The following is a 22,634-nucleotide window of genomic DNA, read 5'->3' as shown; positions in this document are numbered from 1 at the left end:
CCCTCTGCCGTCGGCCGAAAAGAGCTCAGTAAAGTACGGTGATCGTTTTATTTGTCGCAGAAATCGGGGGAAATCATGACAAATACCCAGCAGGAAAACGCAGTTCGGAGATCCGGCGTGATCGTCCTGACGGGGGCCACCGGCTTCATCGGCTCCGGCGCCCTGGAGGACCTGGTCCGCCGGCCGGGCGTCCGCGTACGCGCCCTCGCCCGCACCCCCGGTGAAGCGCGCGAAGGCGTGGAGTGGGTGCGCGCCGACCTGGCCGATCCCGCCTCGCTGCGCGGAGTGTGCGAGGACGCGACCGCGCTGGTGCACCTGGCCTCCTTCATCGGGCCGGACGAGGAACGCTGCCACACGGTCAACGTCGAGGGCGGCGCCGCCCTGCTGGACGAGGCCGCGCGGGTGGGCGTCAAACGCGTGATCCACCTGTCCACCGCCGCGGTCTACGGGCTCCGCCCGCACCGCGGGATCGAGGTCGACGAGATCCCCACGGACCCGGCGTCACCCGCGAGCCGCACCCGGCTGGAGTCGGAGGCCCCGGTACTGGCCGCCGGCGGGGTCGTCCTGCGGCCCGGCCTGGTCCTCGGCGCCGGAGACCGCTGGGTGGTGCCGGCCCTGGCCGAGCTCCTGAGCCGGGTCCCTGCCCAGTGGGACGGCGGCCGCTCGCTGCTCTCCGTCGTGGACGTCACCGAGCTGGCCCGGCTGATCGGCGCCCTCGCCTCGGCCGCGGACCCGGTGCCCGGCGGGATCTACCACGCCAGCCACCCCACCCCCGTGACCACCGGAGCCCTCACGCGGGCACTGACCGCCCACGGGGTGCTGCCCGCGGTGACCCAGGACTGGCCGTGGGAACGCTGCCTCGAGGAACTGCGCGCGCACCCGGGCTGGGTGACCGAGCGCCAGTTCAGCCTTCTGGCCCGCGACTACTGCCAGAGCAGCGAGCCGGTCTGGCGCCTCGCCGGCGTCCGCCCGGAGACCGACCCCCTGGCCTTCCTCGCCACCGCGTCCTCCTGGTACCGCGAGCACCTCGCGCGGGCCTGACCACGGAGCACCGCCGTACGGGCCGGGGGCGCCCGGGCCCCGGCGACCGGGCCCGGCAGCTCCCGTGGCCCCGGGGGAACCGGACCCGCCGGTCCGGCGTCGTCGTAGCGTGCGGCACCGCGCGAGGACGCCGGAACGGAACGAGGACGACCCCATGGCTCAGGCTGACACGGACCCGGCCCCCGGGCCGGGTCCCCGACCGGAACCGGAAACCGGATCGCTCCCCGGGGCCGGGCCCGGCTCCGGCCCCGGGCGGCGCCGTCGCCTCCGTCTCCCCGGCCGCCCGGTCCACCGGATCGCCGCTCTCGCCGTGCTCGTCGCCGCGCTGCTCGCCTTCCCCTCCGCCGTGCCCAACACCATCGGCCACCCCGGCAGCCTGCTGGAGACCTTCCTCCCCTGGCTCGGCCTCGCCCTCCCCCTCCTCCTCGGCCTCGCAGTGCTGCGCCGCTCCGCCGTCGCGGCGCTCGCGCTGCTGCTCCCCGTGGCCGCCTGGCTCGGCCAGTTCGGCGGCCTCCTCCTGCCCGCCGGGACCGGGGGCGGCGGCGAGGGCGGAGGCCGGACCGACGTCGTCGCCGTCCAGCACAACGTCGGCGACGACAATCCCGACCCGGCCGGGACCGCCCGCGCCCTCGCCGCCACCCGCGCCGACCTGATCGCCCTGGAGGAGCTGACCCCCACCGCCCTCCCCGCCTTCACCGCCGCCCTCGCCGCCGACTACCCCCACCACGCCACCCACGGCACGGTCGGACTCTGGTCGAAGTACCCGCTCACCGACGTACGGCCCGTGGACATCAGACCGGCCGGCCTGGGACCGGACTGGAACCGCGCCCTGCGCGCGAGCGCCGCCACCCCGCGCGGACCCGTGGCCGTGTACGTGGCCCACCTGCCCTCGCTGCGCCTGGGCCCCTCCGGCTTCGGCTCCGGCCGGCGCGACGAGAGCGCCGTCCTGCTCGGTTCCGTGCTCGCCGCGGAGCCCGCCGAGCGGGTGGTCCTGCTCGGGGACCTCAACGGCACCGTCGACGACCGCGGTCTGGACCCGCTCCGCGCGGCCGGGCTGAACCCTCCCGCGTCGGGCTTCGCGTTCAGCTGGCCCGCGTCCTTCCCGCTGGCCCGGATCGACCAGGTCCTGGCCCGCTCGGGCACGGTCACCGGCATCCGCACACTGCCCGCCACCCGCAGCGACCATCTGCCCGTCCGTGCTGTCATCCGCTTCGGTTAGCGTGCGGCCATGACTGAATTCGTACTGGTGGCAGGCGCGTGGCTCGGTTCGTCGGCATGGGATGAGGTGGCCGCCGAGCTCCGCGCGGCCGGCCACGCGGTGCACCCGGTCACCCTGTCCGGCCTCGGGGAACAGCGGGAGACCCCGACCCCGGCACCGGCACCCGGTCAGCAGACGCACGTCGAGGACATCGTCGGGGCCGTCGACCGGCTCGGCCTGCGCGATGTGGTCCTGGTCGGCCACAGCTACTCCGGCATCCCCGTGGGCCAGGCCGCCGAGCGGATCGGCGCACGCCTGACCCGGGTGGTCTTCGTCGACGCCAGCGTCCCCGCCGACGGCGAATCGTTCCTCTCGGGCTGGCCCGAAGGCCGGGCGTCGGTGGAGGCCGCGATCGCCGCGAACGACGGCTCCTGGCCCCCGCTGGAGGCCGCCGACTGCGAGGGCCAGGGCCTCACCGACGAGCAGGTCGCCCGGTTCCTCGCCTGCTCGGTCCCGCACCCGGGCGCCACCCTCACCGAACCGGCCGTACTGGCCCGCCCGCTCGCCGAGTTGCCGGCCACGTACGTCATGTGCCTGCTCGACAGCGCCGAACCCCACCCCGCCGTGGCGCGGCTCCTGGCCACCGGTCCGGACTGGCGGCTGACCACCCTGGACACGGGCCACTGGCCGATGTTCTCCGCCCCGTCCGACCTGGCCCGCGTCCTCCTGGAGGCCGCGTCCGCGTCCGCCTTCCGTACGGAACGGGTTTGGGCCGACGGGGCCGGTTCCGAAGCCGCCCTGCGCGACTGGCAGTACGTGCACAATCTGATCATTCCCACGGCCGAGCTGCCGCTCGAAGGCGTACGGGAGCGCGCGGGGCGCAACGTCCTGGACGTGGCCTACCTCGGCGACACCCTCGTCGGATGCATGACGGTCCGCCCGCCGGCCGACGGCTCCGCGACCGCCACCGTGATCGCCCGGATCCTTCCCGCGTACCGGGGCCGGGGGTTCGGGCACGCCCTGTACGAACGGGGCCTCGCCCAGGCCCGGCAGCTCGGAGCCGAGGTGATCGAAACCGTTGTCCTCGCCTCCAACCCGCAGGGCCTGGCCTTCGCGCACGCCCACGGCTTCGTCGAGTTCGACCGCTACGTCCTGCCCGGCGACACCATCCCCTTCGTCGACCTGCGCCTCGTCTGACCACCGCCGAGCGCCGGTCCCCCGGCGGCGCGAACACCGCTGCCCACGCCAGGCCCCACGGTCACGGCGACGAGACCACGGCCCGCCGCTTCCGGGAGACGGCGACGCCGGCCAGGCAGACCGCGCCGCCCAGCAGGGTCAGCCCCGCCGGGACCTCGTCGAGGGCGATCCAGGCGATGAGCACCACGATCGCGGGCACGGCGTACGTCGTCGCGCCCATCTTCCCCGCGGTCGTCCGCGACAGCGCGTACGTCCACGTGGTGAAGGCCAGTGCGGTCGGGAAGAGTCCCAGGTAGACCATGTTGAGGGTGGCGGAGAGCGGCGCCCCCGGGAGCTGGTCGACGAGCTGCCAGGCAAAGGGCAGCGTGACGGCCGTGCCGACGAAGCAGCCGTACGTGGTCACCTGGAGCGGGCTCCCGTACCGCAGGGCCGGTTTCTGGGAGACCACCCCGGCCCCGTAGGTGAGCGCGGCGACCAGGCAGAGCAGCACGCCGCCCAGCGAGGCCGATCCCCCGTCGGAGGTGGACAGTCCGACCACGACGGCCCCCACGAAGGAGACGGCCATGCCCGCCAGCAGCATCGGCGGGAACCCCTCCTTCAGCAGCCAGCCGCTGAGCAGCGCGATCACGATCGGGCCGATGTTGACCACCATGGCGGCGGTCCCGGCGTCCACGAGCTGCTCACCCCAGTTCAGCGTCACCATGTACAGCCCGAACCACAGCACTCCGGAGCCGAGGATGCCGGGCCACGCCTGCTTCGGCGGCGGCGGCACCCGCTTGACGATCAGGACCAGCCCGAGCACGAGCGAGGCCGTGAGCAGGCGTCCGAACGCGAGTGCTCCGGGCCCGAAGTGGGCGGCGGCGGACCGGATGGAGACGAAGGCGGAAGCCCACAGCACCACGGTCACGGCGGCCGCTATGAGCGCGCGCCGGTCGGTCCCGGGCCCGTCAGAGGTTTTGTCCATGCGTGCAAACTACCGGCGTTGATCCAGGCCTCCGAAGGGTGCGGGACAGCGCATCGGGCCTGCGCCTCCGATCCACTCCGGCTCCTGCCTCACGACAGGTCGGGAAGGTCACCGGCGACGAGCGGGAGGACACCCGGAACGGCACCGCGACCCTCCTCGCCCAGCCCCCGGCCGGCACCTCACCGGCACGGCCCCCGTGGACGATGCCGTTGTCGACCACCTGACCCGCGCCCTCAGGCCGCCCACCCCGCCCAGCGGCCTGAGGCCGCGCTCCTCACGCCGGCTCCGTCGGCCGCGAGCAAGACCCGCAGCCGCTCCGCATAGCCCCTGGGGTGCGTGGTGTTGCCGTTGTGGCCGCCGGGAAACCGGGATATCTCCGTCCCCAGGAGAGCCGCCAGCGCCCTCGCGCACTGGTGGTCGAAGACGTCCGGCGGGGTGGTGGCACCCAGGGCCGGAACGATCCGGGTCGGAGTCCGGACGAGGGCGTCCACGTCGAGGTCGTCCCCGACGACAGCCGAGAAGTCGTGCTCGATGAAGTAGTCGAAGTTGGCGCGCCGGCGCGCGTCCAAGGGCTGCGGCGTCAGACCCGGTTCCACGTCCCGCCGGGACAGGTCTATGCCGAGGACCCGGGCCATTTCCGGGAAGGCGGCGTCGAGCCCGCCCTCGCGGTAGGTGTCCTGGAGCCCGGCGAGCTCCGCCTCATGACGGGCCCGCTCCTCCTCGGGCAGCAGCCTCGGAGCGACCGGTTCGTGCGCGATCAGAGTGCTCACCTGCTCCGGGTGCCGGACGGCCAGGTGCAGGCCTATGACGGCCCCGAGGCTGCACCCGAGCATCATGACCGGCTCGTCGGTGACAGCGGCCAGCAGCCGGTGCACGTCCTGCGCGTGCTCTCCGAGCGACGTCGCCCGGCCGGGCTCCTCCAGCCGGCTGCGCGAGAGTCCGCGGCGGTCGTACGTCAGGACCGTGTAGGTGTCGGCGAGATGCGGGACCAGGTCCACGGTGCGGTCGGCGTCGCCCTCCCCGCTCTGGGAAATGAGCAACAGCGGTCCGGAACCTTGGAGTTGATAGTGCAGCGTGGCACCCGGGACGGGGAGCGAGCCGATGACGGCGGACATGGTGACTCCTTCACGTTCGTGCGGCCCCGGACCCTTCGTCCGCTGCTCTGCGATCAGCCTATTCCATCGAATGAGATACATCAATAGAGATGCATCATGAAAGATACATCTCCTTCGATGTAGCGTGTCCGTGTGGATGGAATCGAACTGTTCCTGCTGGGCCGGGCCTTGATGAAGCTCGGCGAGGAGGCCCTGCCGGAGCCCCCCGGCGGCTCCGGCCAGTACGCCGGCGGCACCCGCTCCGTCGTCATCGTGGCCGGTGACATCGCCGCGCACCCGGACACCACCATCGGCGAGACGGCCCAGCGCACGGGCCTGCCGCAGAGCCAGGTGTCCGGCGCCGTCGCCCGCCTGCGCGAGGCCGGCTCGGTCGAGACGGCCCCCGACCCGGCCGACCGCCGCCGTACGCTCGTCCGTCAGGCGCCCGGAACCTCCGCGCGCGTGGCCGCGGTACGGGCCGCGGGAAGCTCGAAGGTCGAAGAAGCCCTCGCCCGCGCCCTCGGCGAAACCGACGCCGGCCGCCTGCCCGAGGTGACCCGCGCCCTGGAGGTCCTGTCCCACCACCTGGTGGCCCGCGAAGCCCGCTGACCACCCCCGGACGGCACGACCGGCAGAGCCGGCGCAACCGGCACAACCCGCCGCCCCGTCGACCCGTCGACCCGTCGACCCGTCGAACGGCGGTCCGACACCGGTGGTCAGCCGTCCCGCCAGCCGGTCAGCCGTCCGTCAACAGCAGCTTCTTCTGCGGCTTGCCCATCGCGTTGCGCGGAATCGCCGCCACGAACCGCACCTCGCGCGGCCGCTTGTGCACCGACAGGTGCGAGGCGACGAAGTCGGTGAGTTCCGCCCCCGTGACGCCCTCCGCCACCACGAACGCGACGATCCGCTGCCCCAGATCCGCGTCCGGCAGCCCGACCACCGCAGCCTCCCTCACCCCGGGGTGGTCCAGCAGCGCGTTCTCGATCTCGCCCGCGCCGATCCGGTAGCCGCCCGATTTGATCATGTCGATGGAGGCCCGGCCCACGATCCGGTGCACGCCGTCCGCCCCGTCGACGGCCGCGATGTCCCCCGTACGGAACCACCCGTCCTCCGTGTACGCGGCGGCCGTGGCCTCGGGCCGGCCCAGGTATCCGGCGAAGAGCGTGGGCCCGGTGAGCTGGAGTTCACCGATCTCGGCGCCCGCCTCCGCCGCGATGCGCGTACGGATGCCGGGGAGCGGGGTGCCGACCGTACCGGGCCGCACCTCGCCGCCCGCGCGCCCGCTGATCGTGATCAGCGTCTCGGTCATCCCGTACCGCTCCACGGGCCGCAGCCCGGTCAGTCGCTCCAGGTCCCGGAAGACGGGCGCGGGCAGCGCCGCGCTGCCGGAGACGAGCAGCCGGGCCCCACCCAGCGCGGCCGCGGCCTCCGGCGCCGCGGCGATACGGGACCACACGGTCGGAACCCCGAAGTACAGGCTCCCTCCGGCCGCCGCGTACGCCTCGGGCGTGGGCCGCCCGGTGTGCACGAGGCGGCTCCCGGTCCGCAGGGCGCCGAGCACGCCGAGGACCAGGCCGTGCACGTGGAACAGCGGCAGTCCGTGCACGAGAGTGTCCTCGGCGCTCCACTGCCAGGCCCCGGCGAGCGCGTCGAGATCGGCGGCGACCGCCTCGGCGGTGAGGACGACGCCCTTGGGCGGCCCGGTGGTCCCGGAGGTGTACAGGATCAGCGCCGCGGCGGCGGGGTCGGGGGCCGGGACGGGAACGGAGCGGTCCGAGCGCCGCGCGAAGTCCACGTCGACGAGCACCGCCCCCGAATCGCGCAGGATGTGCTCCCGCTCGGCCGGCCCGGCGTCGGGCGGCAGCGGTACGAAGGGCACCCCGGCGAGCAGCCCGCCGACGGCGGCGGCGACGGTCTCCAGCGAGGCCGTGGCCGTCACGGCGAACGCGGGTGCGCCGGCCACGTCGGCGGCCACCGCGCGTGCGGCCCCGAGCAGCGCCTCGTAGGAAGCCTCCCGCCCGTCCACCCGCAGGGCATCGGCCCGGTCCCCGAAAACCCCGGTGAGCGCGGTCAGCACTGATTCCCCCTACGAAGCGAAACTGCCATCAACCGCCCCCAGGCTAAGACCAAACCAAGCCCCACCAGCACCGGAGCCACACGATCCGAGGCGGGGCGAGTCGCTCCCCCACCCACCCCGAAACGGCGAGGTCCCGAGACGGAGCGAATCGACCCCCTACCCGCCCCAAAACGGCGGGCCTCCGAGACGGGGCGAAGCACATCAAGCCCCGCCACGGCGGAGCCCCAAGGCGGAGCGAAGCACATCAAGCCCCGCCGGCGTTTGAGGCGTGGGGTCTGGGGCAAAGCCCCAGGAAGCCCGCAGCCGGGCTCCCACAAGCCCGCGCGGAGCCCGGCGACCAGAGGACGGGCGGGCGGAGCGGGCGGAGGGGCCGGGGCGGAGACAAGCCCGCCCCCAGCACACCGCCAAGGCACGGCCCCGCCCACCCCACACCCCACAACCCACAACCCGCCCTACCCCCTCAGGGAGGGGAGACTCAGATCAGCCCCTGCGCCAGCATCGCGTCCGCCACCCGCTCGAACCCGGCGATGTTCGCCCCGGTCACGTAATCCCCGGCGGAGCCGTACCGCTCGGCCGTCTCGTACGACACCGCGTGGATGTCCCGCATGATGCCCGCGAGTTCCTCCTCGACCCGCTCCGCGCTCCACGCCACCCGCCCGGCGTTCTGCGCCATCTCCAGCGCGCTGACCGCGACCCCGCCCGCGTTCGCCGCCTTGCCGGGCCCGAAGGCCACCCCGGCGGACTGCAGCAGGCGCACCGCGTCCGGTGTGGTCGGCATGTTCGCACCCTCCGACACCGCCTTGACGCCGTTCGCGATCAGCGTCCGCGCATCGGCCTCGGTCAGCTCGTTCTGCGTGGCCGACGGGAAGGCGACCTCCGCCGCGACGTCCCAGACCCGGCCGCCCCGAACGAACCGCGCCGACGGCCCGCGCCGCTGCGCGTAGTCGCTCACCCGGCCGCGCTCGACCTCCTTGATCTGCTTCAGCAGTGCGAGGTCGATGCCCTTCTCGTCGATGACGTAGCCCTGGGAGTCGGAGGCCGTCAGCGGGTTCGCGCCCAGCTGCTGGAGCTTCTCGATCGTGTAGATCGCGACGTTGCCCGAGCCGGACACGACCGCCGTCAGCCCGTCCAGCGACAGGCCCTTGACCGCCAGCATCTCGGCGGCGAAGAGCACGCTGCCGTAGCCGGTGGCCTGCGGACGGATCAGCGAGCCGCCCCAGCCCCGGCCCTTGCCGGTCAGGACGCCGGCCTCCCAGCGGTTGGTGATGCGCCGGTACTGGCCGAAGAGGTAGCCGATCTCGCGGCCGCCGACGCCGATGTCGCCCGCCGGAACGTCGGTGTGCTCACCGATGTGGCGGTAGAGCTCGGTCATGAAGGACTGGCAGAAGCGCATGACCTCGGCGTCGGACTTGCCGTGCGGGTCGAAGTCGCTGCCGCCCTTGCCGCCGCCGATGCCGAGTCCCGTCAGCGCGTTCTTGAAGATCTGCTCGAAGCCGAGGAACTTCACCACGCCGATGTCCACGGAAGGGTGGAAGCGCAGGCCGCCCTTGTACGGGCCGAGGGCGCTGTTGAACTCGATGCGGTAGCCGCGGTTGACGTGGACGCGGCCGTGGTCGTCCTGCCACGGCACCCGGAAGATGATCTGCCGCTCCGGCTCGGTGAGCCGCTCCAGCAGGGCCACGCCCGGCTCGGCGTACTCGGGGCGCGCCGCGAACACGGGGGCCAGGGTGTCCAGGACCTCCCGTACGGCCTGGTGGAACTCGGGCTGGGCGGGGTTGCGACGCTCGATGTCGGCACGCAGCGCGTCCAGCCGGCTCTGCGGGTCCTTGGGGTCCGTCACGGTCTGTTCCTCCTGGGTTGCGGTGCCGGGACCGGCGCCGAGATGCGGCTCGGCTCTCCGACGCCGCCTTCCGCATCGCGGAAACCAGCGGCCCGGACGCAGCCCCAGCCGGAGAGTACCGCGCCCGCGGAAGGGGCCCACGCGCCTTTCCGGCCCGCTCGGCAAGGGACTTCGGCCACCGGTCCACCGTCCCTCGTGATCGTCGCCCGAAGGATTCCCCGCCGCCCTGGACCGGACCTGGACCCAACCTGGACCCGCCCTCGACCCGTCCCACCCGTGGACCCGTCCCGCCCCTGACCCGTTCGCCGCGGTCCTCGCCGCACGCCCGCCCGCTGACCGGCGAGTCGGTGCCGTCGAGAACGATCAGGTACGCCGCCGCGGCCACCGAGGTCCGCAGCGCGCGTCGCGCCGCCCGGCCCACGCCTCGACGAACACGGCGGCGAAGGCGGCGAGCAGCGCGACGAGGAAGACCGTCTCGAAGAGGGGGCTGCCGTCGACGACGGTGCCGAAACTCCGCATCGAGGTGACGTACGTACGGTCGGCGGTCTTCGCCGGCCCCGGCATCACCGAGACGTCGAAGGCGAGGAACAGCCCTGCCATCAGGCCGACCAGCACGGTCGACAGGACGAGCAGGAAGGTGCAGAGTCCGGTGCCTTTGGAGCCCATCGCGTGTTCCCCGTCCGATGTGTCAACAACCTGAAGAAGATGACCTCGGAGGGCAAGCACCGCCCCCGCCGAGCACCCTGGAGCGCGCATAGGATGCGGGGGTGAACGCCCCCACCAGGACCTCGTCGGCCCTCCGCCTCGAACCGGTCACCCCGGACAACTTCGACGCCGTCCGCGCCGTGTCGGTCCGCCCCGACCAGGCGCACCTCGTGGCCCCGGTCGTGAAGTCACTGGCCGAGGCGTACGTCCACGGAGAGACGGCCTGGCCGCGGGCGATCGTCGACGGCGACGAGGTCGTCGGCTTCGTGATGGCGTTCCTCGACATCGCCTGGGACGCGGCCGCCGACCCCGGCGACATCCGCTCGGGCCTGTGGCGCCTGAACATCTCGTCCGACCACCAGTCCAAGGGATACGGCCGCTTCGCGGTCGCGGCGGTCACCGCCGAACTCCGGCGCCGCGGCGCCTCCCGCGCCTATGTCACCTGGGAGCCCGGCCCCGGCTCTCCCGAGGCCTTCTACCTCGGCCTGGGCTTCCGCCCGACGGGTGAGGAGAGCGCCGGCCAAACGGTCGCCGTCCTGAACCTGCCGCCGTCCTGAACCCCGACGGCCTGACTCCCAACGCCCGGCGTCCCAACGACCGGCCGCCAACGCCCCACCCCCGAACGACGACGTGCCCCCGGACAACCCGGCCGCCCGCCCCCTACGCCACAGGATCGGCCCCCGCCCGGAACTCCCTGGGGCTGACCCCGCGTACCCGTTTGAAGGCCGTGGACAGGGAGAACGCCGAGCTGTAGCCGACCTGGTGGGCCGCCGAGGCGAGCGTCGTGGCCGGGTCCCTGAGGAGGTCCGCCGCCAGAGCCAGCCGCCAGCCCGTCAGATAGGACATCGGGGGCTCGCCGACCAGCTCGGTGAAGCGGCGGGCCAGCGCCGCACGCGAGACGCCGACCTTGCGGGCCAGCGACTCCACCGTCCAGCCGTACGCGGGGTTCTCGTGCAGCAGCCGCAGCGCCGGTCCGGTCACCGGGTCGTTCTCGGCCCCGCCGCGCTCCGCGAGCCAGCCCCGTACGACACCGATCAGCAGAAGGTCCAACAGCCGGTTCAGGACCACGTCCTGGGCCGGTTCCGTACGGGAGATCTCCCCGCTCAGCAGCGTCACCAGCATGGGGTCCACCGGCCCGACCAGCACCGGCGGAAGCGCGGTCAGCAGCCGGCTGCCGATCTCGCCGGGGTCCTGGTAGGTGCCGCTCAGCAGCACCACCGAACCGGCCGCCTCGCCCCACGTCCGCGCCCCGAGCGCCATGGAGTCGGAGACGTCCTCCCCGCCGTCCACCCTGCTGCACCGCTGGTCCGGACCCACCCTGATCTGCACCGGCGTGTCCTGGGCATCGGAGACGGTGTACGGATCCGGTCCCCGTACCAGCGCCACCTCGCCCGGTGCGACGAGCACCGGCTCGCCCCCGTCCGGGAGCAGCCACGCCGACCCGTTCACCATCGTCATCACCGACAGCGGCGCCCGGTCCTCGATCCGGACCGACCAGGGCGGTCGGAAGACGGACTTGATGAGGAAGGCCGACCTGGCCTTGGGACCTTCGAGCAGAGCCGTCAGCGTGTCCATCCGCCCATTCTCCCCACCCGTCCCCAGGCGCTCCCAGGAGCGCCCCGCCTGCTCCGCACGCGCTCCCGGTGACGTCCCCGCCCGCTCCCTACGCGTCCCAGGCACCGCGGGCCGCCGCCTCCCGGGCGAAGTCCGCGAAGTCCTTGGGCTTGCGGCCGAGTACCTCTTCCACCCCGTCCGTCAGGTGCGCGTTGCGCCCGTCCAGGATCAGCGTGAACAGGTCCGTGAACTCCTCCGGCAGCCCGTTCTCGCGCAGTACCGCCCGGTAGGCCTCGTTCGAGACCGGAACGTACGCGATCTCGCGCCCCGTCGCCTTCGACAGTTCGGCGGCCACGTCGGTGAAGCTGAGCAGCCGGGGTCCCGAGAGCTCGTAGGTGCGGCCGATGTGCCGGTCGTCGGTCAGCGCGGCCACCACCACGTCGGCGATGTCGTCGGCGTCCACGAACGGCTCGACGGCATCGGCCGTCGGCAGGGCGATCTCCCCCGCCAGCACGGGCTCCAGGAAGAAGCTCTCGTCGAAGTTCTGGTTGAACCAGGCCGAGCGCACGACCGTCCAGTCCGCCCCGGACTCCTTCAGCGCGTCCTCGCTCCGCTCCGCCGCCTCCTCGCCGCGCCCCGAGAGCAGCACGAGCCGGCGGGCCCCCGCGGCCACCGCGGCCCTGGCGAAGGCGCCGATCTGCTCGACGGCGCCCGGGAACGAGAGGTCCGGGTAGTACGTGACGTACACCCGGTCCACGCCCTCGAGCGCCGGACCCCAACTCGTCGGCTCGCTCCAGTCGAAGGCCGGCTCAGCGGAGCGCGACCCGATGCGGACCTCCCGGCCCAGGGCCGTGAGCTTCTCGGCCACACGGCGGCCCGTCTTGCCCGTCCCACCGACGACCAGCGTGGGAGAGGCGGTGGACGCACCCTGCGCGGTCCGCGCGGTCCGCGCGTTCTGACCGGCCTGCGTGCTCGGCGTGTTCTGCGTGCTCTGCGTGTTCCGCGTCTTCGTCATGAGACCAGTCAACGCTCCGCGCCTGAGACGCGACATCGCCGAGAAGCTCAATCACATACGCCTGCGTCCAGGACCTGGCGCACGCCCTACCGCTCGGCGAGCGTGTGCGTCACGAGGGCGTTGGCGTGCCCGTGCCCGAGACCGTGCTCGCTCTTGAGCCAGGCGACCAGTTCCATGTGCCGGGTCAGCGGGGAGGGCCGGATGAGCTCCTGCCAGTCCGCGATCGGGCGGCCGTGCTTCTTCTCGATGGAAGGGAAGTAGCTGGCGGGGCCCTTCACCGGCTCGGTCATGGCGGTCCTCTTCCTCTCGGGCGGCCGCACGTGCGGCCGCCTCCCTGCGCCTACGAGAGGTAGACGGACCCCGGACCGAAAACTCATCGGCCCGCCCCGAAAATGTCGGATGATCTTCGAATGATATGGACCGAGCGCACCGTCACCCGAGCCGGCGTACGCCTGATCTGCCGCGACTGGTCTCCCGTCGCCGCCACCAGCGCCGATCCCGACGCCCATCCCCATCCCCATCCCCATCCCCCCGTGGTCCTCCTCCACGGCCTCGCCGGCCACGCCGGCGAATGGGACGCGGCCGCCTCACACCTCTCCACGCGCCACCGCGTGGTCGTGGTGGACCAACGCGGTCACGGAGCGAGCGAGCGCCACCCGTCGGACGTCTCCCGCGCCGCGTACGTCGCGGACGTACGGGCCGTCTGCGAACAGCTCGGCCTCCACCGCCCGGTACTGGTGGGCCAGTCACTCGGCGGCCACACCGCGATGCTCACCGCGGCCGCCCACACGGACCTCGTACGGGGCCTCGTGCTGGTCGAGGCCGGCGCGGCCGCCGCCGCTCCAGACACCCCGGAGAAGATCGGCGGTTGGCTGGACTCCTGGCCGGTCCCCTTCCCCTCGACCGCCGCCGCGCGGGAGTTCCTCACCGGGCAGGGTCTGGACGGCGGGGCTTGGGCAGCCGGCCTGGAGCAGCGCGCGGACGGCTGGTACCCGCGCTTCGATCGCGCGGTGATGGTCGGGGCCATCACCGAGAACACCACCCGCGACTGGTGGCCGCAGTGGCGCGCGGTGCGGTGCCCCACCCTGCTGGTCATCGGGGAGGACGGCATCGTCCCGCCCGAGGAGTCCGTCCGGATGCTCGACTCGGCCGACCCGTCCACGGCGACGACCGCCGTCTCCGTCCCGGGCACCGGCCACGACGTGCACCTGGAGCGCCCCGCCGTCCTGCACGCCCTGCTGTCCGCGTTCCTCGAGCGGCTCCCCCGGGAACGGGCCCTGCCCGCCTAGGCCGCCGACCTCGACCTCGAGGTCTCCCTCTATCTCTCCCTCTGTCTCTACCTCTGCGGGACCACCGTGTGAACGCGAGGCCGAGCAATATGATCACATTGCGGCATGACCACGACGAAGACCCTCTATCTGCTCTGCTCCGCCGCCCCGCCCGTCTTCGACGTGGCCCATGTCATCGAGAACGCCCAGTCCCGGGGCTGGGACGTCTGCCTCGGCCTCACCCCCACCGCCGCGCACTGGCTGTCCGACCACCTCGACGGCCTCGCCGCGCTCACCGGCCACCCCGTGCGCTGGCAGTACAAGCTGCCCGGTGAGCCCGACGTATGGCCGGTGGCGGACGCCCTGCTCGTCGCTCCGGCCACCTTCAACACGGTCAACGCCTGGGCCCTCGGCCTCACCGACCGGTTCGCCGTCGGCGTCGCCGCCGAGGCCATCGGCAAGGGCACTCCCGTCGTCGCGATGCCCTGCGCCAACGCCGCCCTCGCCGCCCACCCTCAGTTCAACCAGTCCCTCGCCGTCCTGCGCACCGCCGGGGTCTCCGTCCTCTTCGGCGAGGACGGTTTCACCCCCGGCCCGGCCGACCCGGACGCCCCGGCGCACTTCCCGTGGCCGGTGGCCCTGGACGCCGTGGACCGCGTCACGAACCTCCCCGGACAGCACAACTAGGCCGTCTCTTTCACGTCGTATCGGCCGGACCCGGCCGAACCCTGGCCGAACCCGGCCGAGCCTGCCCGACCCACGCCCCCGAGGGCAGGCAGCTCCGGAGCGCGCTTCCCTACGCCCTCACTCCCCCGTCGTCCCGTCGATCACCTCGCGCAGCAGGTCCGCGTGCCCGTTGTGCCGGGCGTACTCCTCGATCATGTGGGTCAGCACGTAGTGCAAGGAGTAGGCCTGGCCCTCGTAGGATCCGGTCACGTCCAGAGACCCGGCCGCGTCCACGATCGCCCGCGAGCGCGCGCAGGTGTCCTCCCAGACCGCGAAGGACCCTGCCACGTCCGCGTCGTCGACGTGGAACTCGGTCCTCTCCCCCGCCTCGTTCACCGGGAAGTAGCCGCGCACGTCCTCACCGCCCACGACGTTGCGGAACCAGCCCCGCTCGACCTCCGCGAGGTGCCGCACCAGCCCCAGCAGGCTCAGCCCCGACGGCACCACCGCCCGGCACCGCAGTTGCTCGTCCGTCAGCCCCGAGCACTTCATCATCAGGGTGTCCCGCTGCCACTGGAGAGTGCTGGTCAAAGTGGCGCGCTCATCGCCCACCAGGACGGGCCGGGTCCGCTGTTCGTCGATCATCGGTTGATCATCACAGTCGTACGGAGACCCGCGCGCCCGGTTTCACATCCCGGACGGCCCCGACCCGCTCCAGCCCCTCAGCCCGCCATCCCGCCAACCCGCCAGCCCCGCCACCTTGTCCGGATTCACCTGAAGCCTCAGGTTCACCAACCGCCCGTCAGCCGGATCCAGATCGAAGGTGAGCGCCCCGAGCGCCGCGCCCCCGTACACGAACAGCACCGACTCCTCCCCGTTGACCTGCGCGGGTTCCAGGCTCACGGCGTGCAGGGAGGGCTTGGCCAGCATCCCCAGCAGCCAGCGCGCCACGTGATCGGCCCCGTGCAGCGGCCGCCGCGCCGCCGTCACCTTGCCGCCGCCGTCCGACCAGGCCGTCACCTGGGGGGCGAGCAGCTCCATCACCGCGTTCAGATCCCCGCCCGCGCACGCCGCGAGGAACCTCCGGGTCACCTCGCCACGCTGTCCGGGTGCGGCCGCGAACCTCGGCCGCCGCGCCCGTACGTGCGCGCGCGCCCGGTGCCCGGTCTGCCGCACGGTCGCCTCCCCGCGCTCCAGCACCTCGGCGATCTGCGCGTACGTGTACCCGAAGACCTCGCGCAGCACGAACACGGCGCGCTCCAGCGGGCTCAGACTTTCCAGCACCACCAGCATCGCGGTGGACACGGTGTCGGCCAGCTCCGTCTCCTCGGCCACGTCGGGCGCGATCAGCGCGGCCGCGCCCGGCCCGTCCGCGGTCACCGCGTACGCGATCGCCCCGTACGCGATCGCCCCGTGCGCCGTCAGCAGGGGCTCGGGCAGCCACGGTCCGATGTACGCCTCGCGCGTGGCACGGGCCGAGGTGAGCCGGTTCAACGACAGATTGGTGACCGTGCGCACCAGGTACGCCCGAGGGTGGGTGACAGCCGCCCGGTCGGCGCGGTCCCAGCTCAGCCAGGCGTCCTGGAGCACGTCCTCGGCGTCCGCGACGCTGCCCAGCATCCGGTAGGCCACGTCGAACAGCAGCCGGCGGTGGGCGGTGAAGGGGGTGAGGCGGTCCGGGACATCGGATTCGATCATGAAAGTTCAGGCTGCCATCACCTTCGCGGCTCGCGCAAGCGCCCGTACCCCGTCCCCGCTGCCCGCGTACGACGGCGCCCAGCCCAGCTCCCGCCGCGCCTTCACGTTCGACAGTCGCACGTCTGTCCCCATGATGGCGTGGGCGAGCGGAGCCGCCCTGAGCACCCAGAGCGGTACGGTCAGCGGCGCGGGCGCCCCGAACGCCTCGGCCACGGCGCGCAGGTGGGCGTCCCATCCCATCGGCTCGTCGTCGGCGATGTTGTACGCGTGCCCGGCCCGTCCCGACTCCACCCCGGCGACCACCGCGCACGCCGCATCGGCCACGTCCACCCAGCTCAGTGCCCGCCCCTTCGAGGCCACCACCGGTACGGCGCGCTTGCGCAGCATCGGCACCAGGTGGGTGTCGGTGGTTCCGGCCCCGTAGAACAGTCCGAAGCGCAGGCTGACGCCCGCGATCCCGTCGGCGGTGAAGGCCAGTTCCTCCTTGGTCCGCATCGCGCCGACGTGCCGCTCCAGCCAGGCGTCCGCCCCGGCCGGCCCGAAGCCGTCGTCCTCGCCGATCAGTGCCCCGCCGTGGTCCCCGTACCCGTAGCCGAACATCATCGACTCCACGACGAAGCGCCGCGCCCCGCTCTCGCGGGCGGCCGCCAGCAGGTTCACGGTGCCCTCGGTGCGCAGGACGTTGGTGGCTTCCATGTCCTTGTGCCGGGCCATGGCCTTGCCCGACAGCGCCGTGGCCGCGTGCACCACCGCGTCGAAGCTCCGCCCGTCCACTGCGCGCAGCAGACCCTCGCGGTCGAGCAGGTCGGCCCGTACGTCCATGTCCGCGCCCCGGCCGAGCCCGGCGACCTCGTGTCCGGCCGCACGCAGCGCCCGTACCGCCTGCCGTCCCAGTACGCCGCTCGCGCCCGCCAGCAGAATCCTCATGGCCGTTCTCCTTCTCGCCGTATGCCGGATGCCGTTCCGGTGTCGCCCATGGGACAGACGGGCGGCCCGGAACGTGACATGACGAGAAGGTGACCCGCGCCTCTCCCGCGTCCTCCCCGGCGTCCTACTGCGCGCTCATGCCCGGTCCGTCTGCTCCGACCGCGTGCGGGGACCCGGCACCAGCCCCGCCGTCGCCGCGCGACCCGCGACCACCTCGGCCATCACCCGCCGCCCCCGGTCCTCGGCCATGTCGAGCCTGCTGAGCATCGCCGGGGTCGCGATCCCCGGCAGGGCGTGCTGGTAGAGCGTGGCCACCCGGCCCTCGATGTCCCCCCGGTCGCTGAGGGTCTGCGAGTAGAGCTGCACTCCCGACCAGCAGGCGGACAGGATCCAGGCCGTCTCGGCGGGATCCACGTGCGGCAGCAGCTCGCCCTGGTCCTTCGCGGCGCTCAGCAACCTCCGCATGAGCTCGATCCAGCCGGGGACGGCTCCGCCGCGCGTCTCCAGCGGCTCCGGTCCCAGCGACAGCCGGGCGCCGGCGCTGAGCATCGGTTCGTGCTTCATCCGGTACGCCGACACCATCGCGACGTCGACGAGTTCCTGGAGCTTGCTCTCCCGGGGCGGCACCAGGCACTTGCCGAACTGCGCGTCGAGCACGCCCTGGGCCAGCTCCTGCTTCGAGGAGAAGTGGAAGTAGAGGGCTCCCTTGGTCACCCCCGCGTGGGCGAGTATCTCCGCGATGGTGGCGGCCTCGTAGCCACGTTCGTCGAAGACCACCGCCGCGGCTTCCAAGATTGCCCGACGCGTACGGACCGCACGCTCCTGCCGCACCACGAGCGTCTCCGATCTCCAAGGGGTCTGCCGGTGGATCATGCGTACACGTGATCCACCGGCTCGGCAAACCAAACCTGAAGGTCCGTAAGTTATCAACAGGCGTCGGGTAGTTGTCGACCGCGTCCACCAGCCGAATGCCGACTCCGCGCTTGCCCCGCCCCCGTTTCCCGCCGGATCCCCGCGCCTCTCACCGGCACGGCCCCAGCGTTGCCAGAACCGGACAATCCAACGATCGAAACCGAACGGTGCGTCTGGTTCCGAGGCTGTCCACGCTCCCCCCACGGCCGCCCGGCCGGCCCCGCTGACGCACCTCTCCGCCCGGTCCGGCCGGCTCGTCCCCCGACCGAACCGCCCCGCCTACCCGGCCCGCCGCCCGGAGATGAGCAGCCCGAGCCCGTCGAGGATCCGCTCCAGCCCGAAGTCCAACGCCTGGTCCTGTCCCCCCTGCTCCGCCACGGACCCCAGCGCCGCCCGGAGCGCCGGATAGCTCTCCCCGTGGACCCGCATCACCTCACCGAGCGCCGACGTCAGCTGCGCGTCGGGCCCCTCCCCCACGGTTGGGCCCGCCGCCCGCTCCTGCTCCGCGATCCCCCGTACGTGACCGGAGAGCAGCACCACCGAGTCGATCGCCTCGGACCCCGTCAGCCCGCACCCGTCGAGCGCGGCGAGCGCGTGCTCCATCCATCCGACCTCGCCCGGCCCCATCACCCGCGCCCCGACCGTCGCCTCCAGAAGCCACGGATGCGCCCGGAACCCGGCGAGCAGCCCCCGAGCCCACGCCCCGAGCCGCTCGCGCCAGCCCTCCCCGGCCGGCCGTCCGTCCAGTACCGACGGGTCGGGCATCGCCGACTCCACCATCAGCGCGACCAGCTCGGCCTTGCCCGGCACGTACCGGTACAGCGCCATCTTCGTGACGGACAGCCGCCCTGCCACTCCCTGCATGGATACGCCGGCCAGCCCCTCGGCATCGGCGAGATCGACCCCGGCTTCGGCGATCCCCTCCAGGGTGAGCCCCCGCTTGGGCCCGCGGGCGGGCTGTGCCGGCGGCCCCCAGAGCAGCCGTACGGCCGCGCTCCACTGCTCGTCCGCGTCCGTCATCGGGTCCCCTCGCCTCGCCCCGCCATCAAACTGTGTCTACCGTACACGTTAACGGCGTTAACGGCGTTAACGCCCTCCGGCCCCCCTCGCCCCCGCCCGCGGCGCACGAGAGACCCTCCCGCCGAGCGTTAACGCCGTTAACGATCCGGCCGCGAAAAGTACTGGTCGACTGGTTTGAGATGAGGCCGATGACGCAGATCTCAGCCAACTCCGACTCCCCGCAGCCCATGCCCGACTGACGGCACGTCCAGCCCATCCCGGGTCAAATGGCCCCAGATCCAGTACACATCCGGAACCCATCCGCATCACTTCGTTAGCAAAACTCAAGCGTGGCGCCCACATGCACCCCTGAACGTTAGTAAAGTCCCTCTCATGACTTCGCCCTCGTCCCAGAACGACCGAGAGAAGGTCGTCTCCAAACTCCCTCCGTGGCTGCGCCAGGAACTGAAGATCCGGACCGCCCAGTTGCGGGTGGACATCCAGGACGCCGTCCACCAGGGCATCGCCCACTGGAGCGCGCTCGCTTCCTCCCCGTCCCCCGTCGACACCTCCGGTGCCGAGTCCTTCTCCACCTGGCTGCCCGCCGGGCAGTGGGAGCTCTTCCGCGCTGGATCCAAGGACCGCGGCGTCTCCCTCATCCAGGGACTGGCCCAGGCGGTCCGCCTCTGGCTGGAGATGAACCCCGCCCCCACCGTCAAACGGCCCTCCGTCGTCCGCCGCATCGTGGTGTGCAACCAGAAGGGCGGCGTCGGCAAGACCGCCATCACGGCTGGCACCGCAGAGGCCCTCGCCGAGGATCCCGCGAGCCTCCACCCGGTCCGCGTGGCCCGCCAACTGGCCCGGCGCTCGGCTGCCGAGGACGGCGACGAGCCCGGCTCCGAGTTCACCACGCCCGTCGACCTGGAGGACCTGCCCGGCCTCGGCATGCGCGTCCTGCTCATCGACTTCGATCCCCAGGGCCACCTGACCAAGCAACTCGGCCGCCAGCCGCTGCCCATCGGCGGCGACAGCCTCACCTGCCACATGGCGGGCGAGGCCAAGGGTCCCCTCTCGGACCTGATCGTCCCCATCCCGGACGAGCGCTTCGGCGACCGGCTGCACATCCTCCCCGCCTGCACCGACGCCTTCCTGCTCGACGTCCGCCTCTCCACGGTCCGCGCCCGCGAGGCCGCCCTCGAGCGCGCGCTCGCTCCCGTCGAGGCCGATTACGACGTCATCCTCATCGACTGCCCGCCCAGCCTCGGCCTCAGCATGGACGCGGCCATCTACTACGGGCGCCGCCGCGACACCGAACAGCCGGGCGCCTCGGGCGCGCTGATCGTCGTACAGGCCGAGGACTCCTCCGCGGACGCCTACGACCTGCTCACCTCACAGATCAACGATCTGCGCGACGACCTCAGCCTCGACATCGACTACCTCGGACTCGTCGTCAACCTCTACGACGGCCGACGCGGCTACATCGCGACCTCCTCCCTCCAAGCCTGGATGGACATAAAGGATCCGCGTGTGGTGGCCATCGTCCCGGACCTCAAGGAACAGCGCGAAGCCGTCCGGGTGAAGCAGCCACTGTTCGTCTACTCACCCAAGGGCGACCAGGCGGTCGCCCTGCGCGCCCTCGCAAGGGAGATCTCATGAGCAAGGCCGACAAACTCGGAGTGTCGACGTCCTTCGCACGAGCCCAGCCGGTCGGCGTCAGCTCCCGGCGCGCGGCCATCGCGGAGGCCACCGGCGCGCCCACCTCCGGGGTGGTCCCGCCGTCCGAGGTCCCCATCGAGGCCCTCGCGCACAACCCGTTCAACCTCCGCGAGGACCTCACCGAGATCGAAGAACTGGCCCAGTCCCTGACCGTCCGGGGCCAGCTCCAGCCCCTCGCGGTCGCCACCCGCATGGCGTTCATGGAGGCCCACCCCGGCCACACCGACGGCCTGGGCCGCGCCCCGTACGTGGTCATCGACGGCAACCGCCGCCTCGCCGCCGCCCAGCGGGCCGGCCTGCGGATCATGCACATCCACGTCAACGACTCCCTCGCCACCTCGGCGGCGGACATCCTGGAGTCGGCGCTCATCGCCAACGTCCACCGCGTGGACGTGGCTCCCATGGACCAGGCCCGCGCCCTCGAGCAGCTCGTCGAGGTCCACGGCTCCCAGGCCCAGGTCGCCAAGCGCCTCGGCAAGACGCCGGCCTGGGTCTCCCAGCGGCTGACCCTCCTCCACCTCACCCCGGAACTCCAGGACAAGGTGGAGACGGGCGAACTGAAGGTGGAACCGGCCCGCCGCATCGGCCGCCTCCCCCAGGAGGAGCAGGCGGCCGCGGCGGAGGAGACCGTTAACGCCGTTAATCCCCCGCGCCAGCGCACCCGCCCGGCCACGGAAGCCGCCCGCCCCGCGCCCACCCCGGCTCCCGCCACCCCGGCCCCCACCACCCCGGCCCCCCGCCGGATCACGATCGTGGCGGAGTCCCCCGAAACCGTCGCGGACGCCCTCACGGCACACCTCACCCCGGACGAACTGAAGGCGGTCACGGAGCTCCTGCTGACCCGCATCTGACACGACGGGGGCGCTGACGCACCATGAACGGCGTTAACGCCGTTAACGCCGTTAACGCCCCCACGTGTGTTTCACGTGCGTTCCACGGTGCGGTTCGCATAGGCTGCGGCTGGAGGTTCCCATGCTCAACGCGCACCACAACGAACAGACCACGCTCTTCGCCGCCGTGGACGCCCTACTCGAAGAGGCCGCGGCGCAGGACGCACTCCCGCACCCGGACGAGCGCAAGCGCCTCCGCGAAGCGGCCGGCCTGAGCCAGGACCAGATCGCCCAGGCGCTCTCCGTCCGCCGCGAGACGGTCACCTCCTGGGAAACGGGCCGCACCGCCCCCCGCCCCCCCAAACGCGCCGCCTACGCCCGCCTCCTCAACGGCCTGGCGGAACTCCACCCCGTTAACGCCGTTAACGCCGTTAACACCACCCCCCTCCCGCACGCCACCGAGGCCGAGGGCGCACCCCCCGTTAACGCCGTTAACACCACCCCCGCCCCGCCCGGCGGCGAGGCCGAGGGCACGCACCCCATTAACGGCGTTAACACCACTCCCGACCCGCACGCCGACGGGGCCAAGGGCACGCCCACCGTTAACGCCGTTAACGCCCTCTCCCGCACCAAGCCCACCGAGGCCGACGACACGCACCCCGTTAACGGCGTTAACGCCACCCCCCTCGTCGACCCAGCCGGGTCCGAGAGCTCAGCCCCCATTAACGCCGTTAACGCCACCCCCCACAGCGAAGCCCCCGGACCCGAGCGCGCAGCCCGCGAAACGGAGCCCGGGGCGGAGCTCCGCTCTTACAAAACAGCAGTCAGGGCCGCACCTCCGCAAGGCGCTACCCCGGCACCCGCCCCCGCCTCCCCCCGACCCCGCACAGACGGCCCACCACGCCGAGGGTGCGGGCCGTGCCGCCGCGGGTC

General features: G+C 72.7%; 23 protein-coding genes and 1 pseudogene. 11 read left to right on the top strand and 13 right to left on the bottom strand.

The window, feature by feature from the left end; translation table 11 throughout:
* Window positions 1–117: 117 nt before the first annotated feature.
* The 4 genes and pseudogenes from ACWF9Z_RS27395 (at window position 118) to ACWF9Z_RS27380 (ending at window position 3,436) form a co-directional block, all read left to right on the top strand.
* Complete coding sequence (locus ACWF9Z_RS27395) at window positions 118–1,041, top strand: NAD-dependent epimerase/dehydratase family protein (protein WP_453606135.1); 924 nt, start codon at window positions 118–120, stop codon at window positions 1,039–1,041.
* A 154-nt stretch (window positions 1,042–1,195) separates the two neighbouring features.
* Window positions 1,196–2,260: an endonuclease/exonuclease/phosphatase family protein gene (locus tag ACWF9Z_RS27390; RefSeq protein WP_453606134.1), complete on the top strand. Its 1,065-nt coding sequence runs from the start codon at window positions 1,196–1,198 to the stop codon at window positions 2,258–2,260.
* 9 nt (window positions 2,261–2,269) lie between these two features.
* Window positions 2,270–2,983: pseudogene (locus tag ACWF9Z_RS27385) on the top strand (alpha/beta fold hydrolase); the annotation flags it as partial.
* A 54-nt stretch (window positions 2,984–3,037) separates the two neighbouring features.
* Window positions 3,038–3,436, top strand: a complete 399-nt coding sequence (locus tag ACWF9Z_RS27380) for a GNAT family N-acetyltransferase (RefSeq protein WP_453606222.1) — start codon at window positions 3,038–3,040, stop codon at window positions 3,434–3,436.
* A 61-nt stretch (window positions 3,437–3,497) separates the two neighbouring features.
* On the opposite strand, the gene ACWF9Z_RS27375 is transcribed toward ACWF9Z_RS27380, so the two are convergent.
* Window positions 3,498–4,400, bottom strand: a complete 903-nt coding sequence (locus ACWF9Z_RS27375) for a DMT family transporter (protein WP_453606132.1) — start codon at window positions 4,398–4,400, stop codon at window positions 3,498–3,500.
* A 233-nt stretch (window positions 4,401–4,633) separates the two neighbouring features.
* Window positions 4,634–5,515, bottom strand: coding sequence for an alpha/beta fold hydrolase (locus ACWF9Z_RS27370; protein ID WP_453606130.1), 882 nt, complete (start codon window positions 5,513–5,515; stop codon window positions 4,634–4,636).
* Window positions 5,516–5,647: 132 nt separating this feature from the next.
* Here ACWF9Z_RS27370 and ACWF9Z_RS27365 point away from each other — a divergent pair, with 132 nt between their 5' ends.
* Window positions 5,648–6,103 carry a MarR family transcriptional regulator gene (locus ACWF9Z_RS27365; protein ID WP_453606128.1) on the top strand — a complete coding sequence of 152 codons (456 nt, stop codon included), beginning with the start codon at window positions 5,648–5,650 and terminating at the stop codon, window positions 6,101–6,103.
* Window positions 6,104–6,230: 127 nt separating this feature from the next.
* Here ACWF9Z_RS27365 and ACWF9Z_RS27360 read toward each other — a convergent pair whose 3' ends face one another.
* The 3 genes from ACWF9Z_RS27360 to ACWF9Z_RS27350 form a co-directional block, all read right to left on the bottom strand.
* A complete protein-coding gene (locus tag ACWF9Z_RS27360) occupies window positions 6,231–7,571 on the bottom strand; it encodes an AMP-binding protein (RefSeq protein ID WP_453606127.1) in 1,341 nt (446 codons plus the stop codon).
* A 475-nt stretch (window positions 7,572–8,046) separates the two neighbouring features.
* On the bottom strand, window positions 8,047–9,411 hold the full coding sequence (gene gdhA / locus ACWF9Z_RS27355) for an NADP-specific glutamate dehydrogenase (protein ID WP_453606125.1): 1,365 nt from the start codon (window positions 9,409–9,411) through the stop codon (window positions 8,047–8,049).
* A 363-nt stretch (window positions 9,412–9,774) separates the two neighbouring features.
* A complete protein-coding gene (locus ACWF9Z_RS27350) occupies window positions 9,775–10,077 on the bottom strand; it encodes a hypothetical protein (protein ID WP_453606123.1) in 303 nt (100 codons plus the stop codon).
* Between the two features lie 101 nt (window positions 10,078–10,178).
* On the opposite strand from ACWF9Z_RS27350, the gene ACWF9Z_RS27345 reads away from it, so the two are divergent.
* Window positions 10,179–10,673 carry a GNAT family N-acetyltransferase gene (locus ACWF9Z_RS27345; RefSeq protein WP_453606121.1) on the top strand — a complete coding sequence of 165 codons (495 nt, stop codon included), beginning with the start codon at window positions 10,179–10,181 and terminating at the stop codon, window positions 10,671–10,673.
* Between the two features lie 103 nt (window positions 10,674–10,776).
* On the opposite strand, the gene ACWF9Z_RS27340 is transcribed toward ACWF9Z_RS27345, so the two are convergent.
* From ACWF9Z_RS27340 to ACWF9Z_RS27330, 3 genes are all read right to left on the bottom strand, one after another.
* Entirely contained in the window at window positions 10,777–11,691 is a 915-nt protein-coding gene (locus ACWF9Z_RS27340; protein WP_453606120.1) for an AraC family transcriptional regulator, read from the bottom strand.
* A gap of 88 nt (window positions 11,692–11,779) precedes the next feature.
* Window positions 11,780–12,685 carry an NmrA family NAD(P)-binding protein gene (locus tag ACWF9Z_RS27335; RefSeq protein ID WP_453606118.1) on the bottom strand — a complete coding sequence of 302 codons (906 nt, stop codon included), beginning with the start codon at window positions 12,683–12,685 and terminating at the stop codon, window positions 11,780–11,782.
* Window positions 12,686–12,771: 86 nt separating this feature from the next.
* The gene (locus ACWF9Z_RS27330) at window positions 12,772–12,975 is read right to left on the bottom strand and encodes a DUF4287 domain-containing protein (RefSeq protein WP_453606116.1); all 204 of its coding nucleotides are present in this window, start codon (window positions 12,973–12,975) and stop codon (window positions 12,772–12,774) included.
* 120 nt (window positions 12,976–13,095) lie between these two features.
* Here ACWF9Z_RS27330 and ACWF9Z_RS27325 point away from each other — a divergent pair, with 120 nt between their 5' ends.
* Together ACWF9Z_RS27325 and ACWF9Z_RS27320 are read left to right on the top strand one after the other, a co-directional pair.
* The gene (locus ACWF9Z_RS27325) at window positions 13,096–13,974 is read left to right on the top strand and encodes an alpha/beta fold hydrolase (RefSeq protein ID WP_453606114.1); all 879 of its coding nucleotides are present in this window, start codon (window positions 13,096–13,098) and stop codon (window positions 13,972–13,974) included.
* Window positions 13,975–14,079: 105 nt separating this feature from the next.
* Window positions 14,080–14,640: a flavoprotein gene (locus ACWF9Z_RS27320; protein ID WP_453606112.1), complete on the top strand. Its 561-nt coding sequence runs from the start codon at window positions 14,080–14,082 to the stop codon at window positions 14,638–14,640.
* Between the two features lie 117 nt (window positions 14,641–14,757).
* Here ACWF9Z_RS27320 and ACWF9Z_RS27315 read toward each other — a convergent pair whose 3' ends face one another.
* The 5 genes from ACWF9Z_RS27315 to ACWF9Z_RS27295 form a co-directional block, all read right to left on the bottom strand.
* A complete protein-coding gene (locus ACWF9Z_RS27315; protein WP_453606111.1) occupies window positions 14,758–15,264 on the bottom strand; it encodes a DinB family protein in 507 nt (168 codons plus the stop codon).
* 42 nt (window positions 15,265–15,306) lie between these two features.
* Window positions 15,307–16,317 (bottom strand): RNA polymerase sigma factor SigJ, encoded by a 1,011-nt coding sequence (sigJ, locus tag ACWF9Z_RS27310; RefSeq protein ID WP_453606110.1) that lies wholly within the window; start codon window positions 16,315–16,317, stop codon window positions 15,307–15,309.
* A gap of 6 nt (window positions 16,318–16,323) precedes the next feature.
* Window positions 16,324–17,244: an NAD-dependent epimerase/dehydratase family protein gene (locus tag ACWF9Z_RS27305; RefSeq protein ID WP_453606108.1), complete on the bottom strand. Its 921-nt coding sequence runs from the start codon at window positions 17,242–17,244 to the stop codon at window positions 16,324–16,326.
* A gap of 135 nt (window positions 17,245–17,379) precedes the next feature.
* Entirely contained in the window at window positions 17,380–18,117 is a 738-nt protein-coding gene (locus ACWF9Z_RS27300; RefSeq protein WP_453606106.1) for a ScbR family autoregulator-binding transcription factor, read from the bottom strand.
* Window positions 18,118–18,435: 318 nt separating this feature from the next.
* On the bottom strand, window positions 18,436–19,176 hold the full coding sequence (locus tag ACWF9Z_RS27295; RefSeq protein WP_453606104.1) for a TetR/AcrR family transcriptional regulator: 741 nt from the start codon (window positions 19,174–19,176) through the stop codon (window positions 18,436–18,438).
* Between the two features lie 372 nt (window positions 19,177–19,548).
* Between ACWF9Z_RS27295 and ACWF9Z_RS27290 the strand changes: the two genes are divergently transcribed.
* The 3 genes from ACWF9Z_RS27290 to ACWF9Z_RS27280 all read left to right on the top strand — a co-directional run.
* A complete protein-coding gene (locus tag ACWF9Z_RS27290) occupies window positions 19,549–20,811 on the top strand; it encodes a ParA family protein (RefSeq protein ID WP_453606103.1) in 1,263 nt (420 codons plus the stop codon).
* A complete protein-coding gene (locus ACWF9Z_RS27285; protein ID WP_453606102.1) occupies window positions 20,808–21,722 on the top strand; it encodes a ParB/RepB/Spo0J family partition protein in 915 nt (304 codons plus the stop codon). The genes ACWF9Z_RS27290 and ACWF9Z_RS27285 overlap by 4 nt, the downstream gene beginning before the upstream one ends.
* Window positions 21,723–21,843: 121 nt before the next feature.
* Window positions 21,844–22,634: helix-turn-helix domain-containing protein (locus ACWF9Z_RS27280; RefSeq protein WP_453606100.1), on the top strand; the 791-nt coding region annotated here is incomplete at its 3' end.

The sequence above is a fragment of the Streptomyces sp. NPDC054961 genome, from assembly GCF_053609145.1.
Note: the sequence above shows the minus strand (reverse complement) of the source record. Positions and strands in the feature narration are given on the sequence as shown.